Raw genomic sequence first — 10362 nt, 5'->3', positions numbered from 1 at the left:
GAAGCGAACAAAAGTTGTCAGACACTGGTTTGATTGAAGTAATAGCAAGATGTTACCGACAAGCAAAGCAATCAGGTAATACTGCAATGACCAGAATTGCCGTTAAGGAATTGGTCAGAAGAATTGACAGTATCGATAAAAAGGGCGTGGCATAGCAAACTGTCACATTAGACTATAGTCTAACGTACACTAAAAAATGGGGTGAAGTTTAAATTTCAATCTATGTGATTGTGAGCCTTATTATATAAGGTGTAGGCTTACGTCATCTTAAAATATCAAAGTGTTTCATATAAATATCTCGCAAATAAATGTATCATATAAGTAAATTACAATACACTTTGACCGATTCAATGAAATATGGCTATGCGAGAGTGTCAACTAAAAAGCAATGTTCTTCTTTAGATGATCAAATTTTGAAACTTAAAAAATCAGGCTGCGATGAAGTCTTTTCGGAATCTATCAGTGGAGCCAGTGCAAAAAGACCAAAATTGACAGCGTTATTAGAAACAGTAAAGTCTGGTGATGCTATTGTTGTTACTGCTATTGATAGGCTAGGGCGCAGTTTAAAAGATTTGATCGATATTATAACGCTATTGAAAAATAAAGGCGTATCTTTTATATCACTTAAAGAACAGATGGACACTAATACTGATATAGGTATGTTGCTTTTTGGTATGATGTGTTCAATATCAGAGTTCGAGCGTAAATTAATTAACAGGCGCATTTTTGATGGAGTCCAAAGAGCCAAAGAAAAGGGGAAGTATAAAGGCAGACGTTATGGTACTGATGCAAATATTAGGCGTGAAATTGTCGATAAAATGAAAAGTGGCAATTATACAGTCAGCTACTTAGCGAAGATGGCAAAAGTATCACGTGCAACTTTATATAGATGGGAAGCGCAAGAAAATGCTATTGCCAAGGCATAGGTGCCACCAAAATTGCCAGTGAGTTAGGTATTTGTCGGGATAGTGTTTATAAGGTTTTGAATAAATGAATTTAAATTACTGCCTGCTTTATTTTTAATCATATTGATAGTAGCATATTCAAAATTTAAATTTAACAAAACATTATCATGGGCAACCAACACTGCACAGCAACTTTCCCCAAACAGTTAAAGATAACATATAATCAGCCAGTTAAAGACACTTTGATGTACTTTAAATCTCAAGGTTATACTTACAATGACGTTGTAAAGTTGACAGGATTTGTAGAGTCCACGGTTAGAAAGTGGTGCCGTTATCACAAAGTATATCTTAGTCATTATGTGCCAGATTGTGACAAGCATTTAGAGTATCAAGAGATTTTAACTGTTGTAAGGTCAAATAAGTTAAGTTACCAAAATGTGCTGTATAAAAAGTGGAGAGGTTAAAAAGCAGTTAATCAAACAGGACTCATTTTAAGTCGGTAATCGCAACAATATTTTGGGTTTCTTAAGTTCCATTTAAGCCTACACGCTAATATTGCAATATAGATTCCCTTGGGTTGGTAATATTCCCTGAATGCTAACTGCTTTCTTATGTTTAAAGTTAGCCTAAATTTTACTATCTGCAAGAAGTTATCAGTAAATTTGACGATAATTTTTTGATGAATGAGGGTTGAAGTGTTGAAATGAAAGAATATATAACAGATTGACACCAACCCCAAACCACACTAACGTAATCATCAACAACACCTAAACCAAAGGCTCAACCATGAGTTTTAACCTTGCCCAACGCAAAAACCTAAAAGCAGACATTTCAACACTCAGCCAAATAACCCATTTGCTCAACTATAAAAAGAAAACCTTTATTGAACATTCCAGTGAAACAGACTTCAACAACGCCCTTGATTATGTCAACAAAACCATAGCTAAGCTTGAAAATAAAAGGCAAAAGTTACCGATAGGGCATAGGTATACTGGGGTGTTTTATTTAAAAAAGCCTTACACGGTGCCGAGTGAAGCCGTGAAGATTAAAGGGTCGGCATTTATGAGGGAAGACCTTGTTTCGTGGACGATTGAGTCAGATGATGAGTATGTCAACAATGTTTACTATGTCAGAGAGGTTTATTTAGATAAGGAAATGACAAAGGCACTGAAAAGAGAGGATTGTAAGGCGGTTTTTGAAGAAAACTAATAGATCAATCATCAATGTATTTTGCTGTTCTTTATGTATAATAGCCTGAAACATATAGCTGATAATGATTTTTAGAATGGCAAACGAAAGAAAAACTGATTTTTTTATAGGGGCATTGCTTACTAGTGCCAATATTGACTTCACCCCAAATGGAAGTGATATAAAAGAAGTAGCAGATGCTTTAAAATCATCATCTAAAAAGGGTACTGGAAAGTCTGGGTATCCTGAATTTATTGCTAAAGTTAAAGATTATCTTATTGTTATTGAAAATAAGGCTGATACAGATAGGCAAGCACTATATGTAGATGATGATCAATTGCAACTAGATTTAGATATAAAGTCTGTCACTAATTATGCAGAAAATGGAGCATTACATTATGCCAAGCATATATTAGAAAATACGACTTATAAGAAGATATTTGCATTCGGGTGTTCTGGTGATGAAAAGCATCATAAAATCAGACCAATTTTTATTGGGAGTGACAAACAATATAAGTTATTAGAGTATGTAGAAAATTTTGAAAACTTTAACGATGACAATATTGATAAATACTATAATGAACAAGTTTTGGGTGAAACACCAGTAGAGACTTTAGAGCTTCAAGACATATTAAAAAAATCAAAAGAGCTACACGAGGATTTAAGAAATTATGGACAATTGGGCGACTCTGAAAAACCCTTGGTAGTTTCTGCTTTATTATTAGCCTTAAGCGAGAAAGATTTTAATATAGATACGCTTACTGGTGATTATATTACAACAGATGGCAAGAAAATATTTGACTATATGGATTCATATATGAAAAGAGTAGAAGTAATGCCAGGTATAAAAAAAGATAAAGTTTTAAATCAATTCAATCTTATAAAAGACAGGGCAATATTAAACAAGGCAGATAAAAGGAATGATAAAAATAACCCAAAAGATGAAAAGATTGAAAAAACGCCATTAAGACATTTTGCAGAGTATTTGCAAAAGAATATATTAGCAACAATAAAAAAGAGCTCAACAGAAGATGTATTAGGACGATTTTATGGTGAGTTTATAAGATATAGTGGTGGTGATGGTCAGTCTTTAGGTGTTGTTCTAACTCCACGTCACATTACAGATATTTTCTGTAGACTCCTCGAAGTTAAGCCTAGCGATATAATATTTGACCCCTGCTGTGGCACTGGTGGTTTTTTAATTGCAGCAATGCACCATATGCTAGAAAAATCAAAAAGCAAGAAACAACGAGATCAAATTAAAAAAGACCATTTGCATGGTGTTGAGATTAGAGAAGATATGTTTTCAGTTGCTACAACCAATATGATTTTAAGGGGTGATGGCAAAAGTAATCTTGAAAACAAAGACTTTTTGTTAATGGCAACAGAAGAAATTAGGAAAAAGAAATGTACCGTTGGTTTAATGAACCCGCCATACTCACAGTCAAAAGGCAAGGATACAAAACATCTTTCAGAAATATGTTTTATTGAACATTTACTAGATGGTTTGGCAGAAAATGGGCGTAGTGCTGTTATTATTCCTCAATCAACGATGGTAGGCAAAACGAGTGAAGATAAAAAGGTTAAGAGGAGAATACTTAAAAAACATACTCTTGAAGGTGTTATTACTTTAAATAAAAACACTTTTTATGGGGTTGGGACGAATGCTTGCATTGCAATTTTCACGTCACATAAACCTCATGATGAAAAGAAGTATTGTAAATTTATTAACTTTGAAGATGATGGCTACGAAGTTCAAAAGCATGTTGGTTTGGTTGCAACAACTAGAGCAGAAGAGAAAAAAGCTCATCTCTTAGATTGCTGGTTACATGGAAAGCCTGCCGAATCTAAATTCATGGTATTAACAACCATTGAACCAGACGATGAATGGTTGCATTCATTCTATTATTTTAATGATGAGATACCAAAGGAGTCAGATTTTGATAAGACAATATCTGACTACTTAACTTTTGAGTTAAGCATGGTTATGCAGGGTAGGGAGTATCTATTTAATGAAATTTAAGGATATTAGTTGGTTGGAATTTAATGTTAAAGATTTATTTATTATTGAAAGAGGACAGAGGTTGGTAAAAAAGAACCGAAAATCAGGTGAAATTCCATTAATTACAGCAGGATTTAATAATAATGGCGTTGCAGGTTTTATCAGTAATATTGAGAATAAAACATTCAGTCATGCAATAACAATAGATATGTTTGCAAATGTTTTTTATAGGGATTATCAGTTTAAGTGTGATGATAATATTCATGTATTAACATCTAATAAGTTAAGTAAATACGCAGGCATATATGTATTAAATTCAATCAAAAAAGCAATACAAGGTATTTTTAGTTATGGAAAGCAATTAAGATTGAAGTCATTACTACAATTAAAGATATTATTGCCCACTTTAGATAATGAAAACCCATGCTATGAATACATGGAATTTTGTATAAAAAAAAAATATAAAGAAAAACTGATTAACTATAAAAATTTTTTAGACTCTAAATTATTAGAAGCACCCAAGCAGAAGATTAAGCCATTAAAAGAAGTTGAATGGCAAGAATATTCATTGAATAAACTTTTTGATGAAATTCAGAGAGGTAAAAGACTTAAAAAAGCAGATCATATCAAGGGAGAAACTGCTTATGTGTCATCAACTTCAAATAATAACGGCGTAGATGGGTTTATTGGAAATGATAATAAAGTTAGGTTGTTTTCTAAATGTTTAACTGTAGCTAATAGCGGTAGCGTAGGCTCTTGCTTTTATCAACCATATAACTTTATTGCCAGTGATCATGTGACAAAGCTTGAAAATAAATTAATGGACAAATATATATACCAGTTTATAGGAACTGTAGTTTTAAGGTTAGCTGAAAAATATAGCTTTAATAGAGAAATTAATGATAAGAGAATTAAAAGGGAGAAAATACTTTTACCTGTTGATAGCCAAGGTAAGCCAGCTTATCAATATATGGGATCATATATGCAAAATATTGAACATCAACGACTAAAAAAAATCAAATCATATCTTGATAGAAAAATAACCGAACATGCCAACTAAAAAACCCCGCAAAAAATCAGGCAAAATAAAATCATGGCGTTGTCACCTACGCTGTGACTTCACCAAACCCAACGACACTAACACCTACATTGAAAGATGCAGTGTCACTGTCGGCATATCTAACCTTGCCAAAGCCAAGGAAACCTACGATTTGCACGATGCAGTTGCGGATTGGCTCAAGGAAACGAGAGACGACAACGGTTATATCAATGATTTTGTAATGGTAGTTGAGAGGTGGGAGCCGATAAGGTAAAATGAGCGGTTAGCTAATAACAACAAGGATAACGCACATGGAAAATAAAACAGACAAAATCAATGAAGCATACGAAATGATTAAAGACGGTATGCCAAAGTCAGTTATTGCAAAAATGTTAGGTGTGACTGAAAACGAAATAGATCATTTGCAGCGAGTGGTTAAGTGGTAATCTGGCCATGATAAATATTTCAACAATATTAAGGATTGAAACAACATAATGGCAGACAAACACGACCGTGTATTTAAAGACTTAATCAGCAACAGAGACTTTGCAATTTGTTTTCTCATGACTTACTTGCCCAAGGAGCTTATCGCTTTAGTTGACTGGCACAGTGTTAAGTTAGAATCTGCTAATGTCGAACACGTGCGCCAGCAGCAAAAGGACAACAAAAAGCAAAAAGAGCAGTCAGACCTTACTTTTCTTTTCAAATTCAAGGACGGCAAAAACGGTGCTGTCTTTGTACATATAGAATCACAAACAGGTGACGATGGCACGATTGTAATTCGTACTCGCCATTATCAAACGTCTTACTTGTTGGATTATATTAAACGACACAAAACAACAAAAGACTTGCCGTTAGTCGTATCGATTATTTACTACGCCAACAAAAAGCCATTTAGTCATAGCCTTAACATTAACGATTACTTTGCCAATACTGAGTTAGCTGAAAAGTACGCTTTCACAACACAGTTTATTGACCTTAACCGTTACAGTGACGAGGAAATCTTAGAGCATGGTTTTATCTCAGGGTATGAGTTGATACTAAAGGCGATTAGAGAAAAGAACATTGACGGCAAGATTGGCATTGCCGTTCATCAAATACAAGCTTATGATCATTTTGCCCGACAAGTTCTAATTCGGTATATGTCGCAATATTCGGATATGGAAACTGACGCATTTTATGATAAGATAATAGACAGTAAACCAGATTTAAAAGGTGATGTTATGACGGTAGCGCAGCAGTGGCAGGAACAAGGGCGATTTATTGAGAAACAGGAAACGGCACGTAATCTATTAGCCTTTGGTGATTCTAGCGATAAAGTTGCAAGGGTAACTGGACTCGACCTTGATACGGTGCTTAAGCTTAAAAAAGAAGTGGATAGCAAAACACAGCACTAATCCATGAAGTCAAATTTTAAAGTCAAATGTGACCGATGCAAACGTGCCAAGGATTCGGTGAAGCGTATTTGTATCGGGAGCCACAAACAAGGTTATCGTTATTTAATGTTATGTCTACGCTGTCGTTGGTTTAGGTTGTTTGAGGTGATTAGATAACTGTTACGGACACGCTAACTTTCAACGCAACCTACGTTGCACATTTTCTTTTTCTTGTTGTAGTAAAAAATTTGCGGAGCCTGAAATGTAATCAAAAGTGGTTAGTTAAATTTGAAGTTAATCGGCTTGAATTTTGTAATAAAGTAATCTGCTGCTTTTATGTTTAATGTAAAAAGCGATGGTATTTTTATTTCTTTCTGTTGCTTTGTCATTTTGATACTCCTTATCAATAATAGTTATATCAAGTTATAGATCATGATTTTTGATGTTGCTATGAATATTGGCTGAAAATAATGTGAGAAATTGACAGTGATGTTATAAGTCAATGGGGGTTTCCGAAACGAGCGCACACACTCCCATTAGTACGTACTATGCTATCACAATTTAAAGAATTTGACCAGAAAAAACACCTTGAAAACAGTAAATAAAAATCGCTAAAACCCTTATGAAATATAGCTTTGCGCTTGACTTTCTTTGTCACTTTGGTATAATAACCACATGCTTAATTAAGGCATCAACTAACGCTTAGAGTTGTAAAATATTTAAGCAGTTATTTTTTAAGGACAACAAAAAAGGCGACTCCCTAACTCTCGAAAATTTAGAAGTCACCTTTAAAGCAATGAGGTTATAATATGTCAAATATTACCCAATCTGTCAACCCGACAAATCAAAATATTCAATCCCCTATACAATCGATCAATGGCTACCTTGACGCTTGCGACAAATTCGACAGCTATTTTGCTGAGATCAGTGCCAAATGGAAAGCACAACAACAGCAATTAGCTCAACGTATCGCTTCACTGTCAGCGTAATAATCAAGATCAACAACCGTTAAACCGTCCTTTTAAGCTAAATCTAAAAGGACACTAGCACAATTTTGTATAGGAAAAATCACAATGGAACAGAACACAACAGCAGTTACTAACCCACAAAACGAACAAACCAACGTCACAGTAACGAAAGACAACCCAACCAATCAACCCACAATCACCACTGAAACAGCCTTTAGCAAGGACAGTATCAAGCAAGAATTATCTGAACATGGCTTAGACGGTTTAGCGTTTGACTATGCCAGTTTCCCCATTATCAGCTTAAAGGGCAATGCTTTTGAAATGAAAGCCGACCCCGACTATAACCCTAACAGCTTTATTGTTACGGTGATCAAGACCACCGAGAAACACGTTTTGAGTGACGCTAACGACGACAACTACCAAGACGTTAAATATTCCCCTGATGGTATCGTCACCACAGACGGAGAGCCATTAAAGCACTTCATTGCTGAAATGGTAGAGCAGGGCAGAACCCCAGTAGTGAAGCGGTATCTTGACGTACTCGTGCAACTTCACACCAACGATAAGCACAATAAAAAATTAGTGGTGCTGTCAATATCCCCGACCAGTGTATCAAGAGTCAGCGGTTTTTTTATGCAGTTGAAGTTACAAGGCAAAATAAACCAACTCCCACAGTTAAAAATTCAAGTATCCAAAGGCGAAACCAAGAAAAGCAAAGGGAATCATCAATACCGACTATGGCACTTTGAGTTAGTCGAACAAGGACAGGCAGCAGCTTAGTTTAAGCGTTTTTTAAGTAATTAACTTTAGTCAAATTTTTAACGTGTGCTACAGGCACAGGGAGCGAGTTATATGTTTTTTTCAGCAAAAACGAAAAGTAAAAAGAACACCACCAAGCAAAGCAGCCTTAAATTGCGCACAATCAGCGTGATTAAGTGGGATAGGTACAACATCAATAAAGACGCTAAAAACAGCGTGAGCGTCCTTAAAAGTGGCAATAATAGCAAAAAAGATACGGTTATATCAATCTTGCCGTATTTGAAACGTGACGTTAGCAACTTAGGGGGATTTTTGGCATGAATGGATTAATGACAACAGGACAAACCATGTCAAGCCGTGAGATAGCGGAGTTGTGCAGTAAAGAGCATAAAAACGTAACAGTGGTTATTGAATCGCTTATACAAGCCCATATTTTAACCGCTGAAATTCAGCGATTAAATTATGAACATAGAGGAAATACCTATAAATACTACGCTTTAAACAAAAGAGATAGTCTTGTAGTCGTTGCAAGATTGTCACCAGAGTTTACGGCAAGAGTTATTGACCGTTGGCAAGAACTCGAACAACAAACGGCACAAGGTACTTTACCAGTGGAGCAGACACCAACCATAAGCACAGCTAACTATCTTGAAGCAGCTAAGATAATGAAAGCAGCCAAAGACGCATTAAAAGGCTTCATCAAGGATAACAACCAGTTAGCCTTGTCATGCTCACAAGTAGGCTTTAAAGCAACAGGCGTTGATTTGATCAAGTTATCTGGCGTTGAGCTTATCGCTAATGAACAAAAGCAATTGCTAACGGTTACTGAAATTGGCAGAGAACTCAACCGTAAACTTAACGCTCAAGAGGTTAATAAACTATTAGCTGAATATGGATACCAACAAAAAGCCCAAGACGTAAAAGGACGTAATTATTGGGCTATAACCGCTAAAGGTGAACCTTGGGGCGTATATCAAGATACAGGTAAACGTCACTCAGACGGTGCGCCAGTAAGGCAATTCAAATGGTACAGCAGCGTTATTGACGAAATCAACAAATTAGAGGCTAAAGCATCATGAGCAACATTAAAACAGTTTACCCATTAAACGAAATTATCAGTAACCTAAGCAACGAGGACTACCACGCAAGTGACCCCATTTCATCAAGCAACTGTAAAGACTTGCTAATCAGTCCTTGGCTTTACAATTACAAACGCCAAAACAAAACAGCCCCAACGCCCGCAATGAAGTTTGGCACAATGTTTCATTCGTTGGTACTCGAACCCAAGACCTTTGATAATGAATACATGGTTGCAGATATTCCCAAGCGCAACACCAAGCAAGGTAAAGCAGATTATCAGGAATTAATCGAAACGGTAGGCACAAGGCAGCTTGTCAGTACCGATGATTTTTTACAGGCTCAGGAAATGCGCCACAATCTAGCAAAAAATGAGTTAGTCAGGACGCTGTTAAGTGGCGGGGTAGCTGAACAATCTGTTTTCTGGCTAGATGAAGCAAGCAGGGTAAACTGTAAGGCAAGAGCGGACTATATCAACCTTGAGCAAGGTTATCTGGTGGATTTAAAAACCACGTCAAGCTTGGCTGATGATATTAATTTCAGCTTTACCACCAAAAAATACCATTATGACCTATCAGCGAGCTTTTACGTGGACGGATTCAAGCAAGCCACAGGTAAAGACTTTGATTTTTATTTTATCGCAATAGAAACCAACGCCCCACACAATTATGGCGTTTACAAGCTGTCTGGCGGTTTAATTGAGCAAGGCAGGGGAAAGTATAGCCAAGCGTTAGAAATCTTTGCCAAGGCAAGAGAAAAGGGCAAGTTTAACGTGCCTTACAATGGTGGAAATTTGATTGAGTTAGTGGCTTAGATAGTTAGGCAATTAGTAAAAATAAAAGGGTTGTGTACTTGGGTAAAAGGACAAGGATTAGCTGTCAGACAAACCATAAAGCCCAAGTACACAAAATCATCATACAAAAAATTTAAGAGGATTCAAACCATGTTATTTAAAAATAAAACCAATCAGCCAGAAATTACAACAAATAACACCAACCTTTACCTTGGCGGTATGTATGGATTAGGTAACTACAGCAAAGCATACGCT

Annotated in this window: 13 protein-coding genes; all 13 read left to right on the top strand. The window is 35.9% G+C overall.

What is annotated here, in order from left to right:
• Positions 1 to 308: 308 nt before the first annotated feature.
• Complete coding sequence (locus IE867_RS13545) at positions 309 to 926, top strand: recombinase family protein (protein WP_318779352.1); 618 nt, start codon at positions 309 to 311, stop codon at positions 924 to 926.
• On the top strand, positions 890 to 994 hold the full coding sequence (locus IE867_RS15055; protein ID WP_192485248.1) for a helix-turn-helix domain-containing protein: 105 nt from the start codon (positions 890 to 892) through the stop codon (positions 992 to 994). The genes IE867_RS13545 and IE867_RS15055 overlap by 37 nt, the downstream gene beginning before the upstream one ends.
• Positions 995 to 1691: 697 nt before the next feature.
• Entirely contained in the window at positions 1692 to 2114 is a 423-nt protein-coding gene (locus IE867_RS13535; RefSeq protein WP_192485247.1) for a hypothetical protein, read from the top strand.
• Between the two features lie 76 nt (positions 2115 to 2190).
• Positions 2191 to 4116: an HsdM family class I SAM-dependent methyltransferase gene (locus IE867_RS13530; protein WP_192485246.1), complete on the top strand. Its 1926-nt coding sequence runs from the start codon at positions 2191 to 2193 to the stop codon at positions 4114 to 4116.
• Entirely contained in the window at positions 4106 to 5155 is a 1050-nt protein-coding gene (locus tag IE867_RS13525) for a restriction endonuclease subunit S (RefSeq protein ID WP_192485245.1), read from the top strand. The genes IE867_RS13530 and IE867_RS13525 overlap by 11 nt, the downstream gene beginning before the upstream one ends.
• Positions 5145 to 5408 (top strand): hypothetical protein, encoded by a 264-nt coding sequence (locus IE867_RS13520; protein WP_192485244.1) that lies wholly within the window; start codon positions 5145 to 5147, stop codon positions 5406 to 5408. The genes IE867_RS13525 and IE867_RS13520 overlap by 11 nt, the downstream gene beginning before the upstream one ends.
• A gap of 37 nt (positions 5409 to 5445) precedes the next feature.
• Entirely contained in the window at positions 5446 to 5580 is a 135-nt protein-coding gene (locus tag IE867_RS14855) for a helix-turn-helix domain-containing protein (protein WP_263971905.1), read from the top strand.
• Between the two features lie 48 nt (positions 5581 to 5628).
• The gene (locus tag IE867_RS13515; protein ID WP_192485243.1) at positions 5629 to 6531 is read left to right on the top strand and encodes an Rpn family recombination-promoting nuclease/putative transposase; all 903 of its coding nucleotides are present in this window, start codon (positions 5629 to 5631) and stop codon (positions 6529 to 6531) included.
• Between the two features lie 788 nt (positions 6532 to 7319).
• Positions 7320 to 7499 carry a hypothetical protein gene (locus IE867_RS13510; protein ID WP_192485150.1) on the top strand — a complete coding sequence of 60 codons (180 nt, stop codon included), beginning with the start codon at positions 7320 to 7322 and terminating at the stop codon, positions 7497 to 7499.
• Positions 7500 to 7583: 84 nt separating this feature from the next.
• Positions 7584 to 8258, top strand: coding sequence for a hypothetical protein (locus IE867_RS13505; RefSeq protein WP_192485242.1), 675 nt, complete (start codon positions 7584 to 7586; stop codon positions 8256 to 8258).
• Between the two features lie 72 nt (positions 8259 to 8330).
• On the top strand, positions 8331 to 8558 hold the full coding sequence (locus IE867_RS13500) for a hypothetical protein (RefSeq protein WP_192485241.1): 228 nt from the start codon (positions 8331 to 8333) through the stop codon (positions 8556 to 8558).
• Positions 8555 to 9316 (top strand): Rha family transcriptional regulator, encoded by a 762-nt coding sequence (locus tag IE867_RS13495; RefSeq protein WP_192485240.1) that lies wholly within the window; start codon positions 8555 to 8557, stop codon positions 9314 to 9316. The genes IE867_RS13500 and IE867_RS13495 overlap by 4 nt, the downstream gene beginning before the upstream one ends.
• Entirely contained in the window at positions 9313 to 10128 is an 816-nt protein-coding gene (locus IE867_RS13490; RefSeq protein ID WP_192485239.1) for a PD-(D/E)XK nuclease-like domain-containing protein, read from the top strand. Before IE867_RS13495 ends, IE867_RS13490 begins: the two co-directional genes overlap by 4 nt.
• Positions 10129 to 10362: the final 234 nt, after the last annotated feature.

It is taken from the genome of Cysteiniphilum marinum (assembly GCF_014857925.1).
Taxonomy (GTDB): domain Bacteria; phylum Pseudomonadota; class Gammaproteobacteria; order Francisellales; family Francisellaceae; genus Caedibacter; species Caedibacter marinus.
The sequence above is the reverse complement of the archived record's forward strand: the minus strand, read 5'-3'. Positions and strand labels throughout refer to the sequence as shown.

What these genes read in the sequence shown, in the direction of transcription:
- IE867_RS13545 (WP_318779352.1), top strand. Translation starts at nt 309, where the DNA reads ATGTATCATATAAGTAAATTACAATACACTTTGACCGATTCAATGAAA.
- IE867_RS15055 (WP_192485248.1), top strand. Translation starts at nt 890, where the DNA reads ATGGGAAGCGCAAGAAAATGCTATTGCCAAGGCATAGGTGCCACCAAA.
- IE867_RS13535 (WP_192485247.1), top strand. Translation starts at nt 1,692, where the DNA reads ATGAGTTTTAACCTTGCCCAACGCAAAAACCTAAAAGCAGACATTTCA.
- IE867_RS13530 (WP_192485246.1), top strand. Translation starts at nt 2,191, where the DNA reads ATGGCAAACGAAAGAAAAACTGATTTTTTTATAGGGGCATTGCTTACT.
- IE867_RS13525 (WP_192485245.1), top strand. Translation starts at nt 4,106, where the DNA reads ATGAAATTTAAGGATATTAGTTGGTTGGAATTTAATGTTAAAGATTTA.
- IE867_RS13520 (WP_192485244.1), top strand. Translation starts at nt 5,145, where the DNA reads ATGCCAACTAAAAAACCCCGCAAAAAATCAGGCAAAATAAAATCATGG.
- IE867_RS14855 (WP_263971905.1), top strand. Translation starts at nt 5,446, where the DNA reads ATGGAAAATAAAACAGACAAAATCAATGAAGCATACGAAATGATTAAA.
- IE867_RS13515 (WP_192485243.1), top strand. Translation starts at nt 5,629, where the DNA reads ATGGCAGACAAACACGACCGTGTATTTAAAGACTTAATCAGCAACAGA.
- IE867_RS13510 (WP_192485150.1), top strand. Translation starts at nt 7,320, where the DNA reads ATGTCAAATATTACCCAATCTGTCAACCCGACAAATCAAAATATTCAA.
- IE867_RS13505 (WP_192485242.1), top strand. Translation starts at nt 7,584, where the DNA reads ATGGAACAGAACACAACAGCAGTTACTAACCCACAAAACGAACAAACC.
- IE867_RS13500 (WP_192485241.1), top strand. Translation starts at nt 8,331, where the DNA reads ATGTTTTTTTCAGCAAAAACGAAAAGTAAAAAGAACACCACCAAGCAA.
- IE867_RS13495 (WP_192485240.1), top strand. Translation starts at nt 8,555, where the DNA reads ATGAATGGATTAATGACAACAGGACAAACCATGTCAAGCCGTGAGATA.
- IE867_RS13490 (WP_192485239.1), top strand. Translation starts at nt 9,313, where the DNA reads ATGAGCAACATTAAAACAGTTTACCCATTAAACGAAATTATCAGTAAC.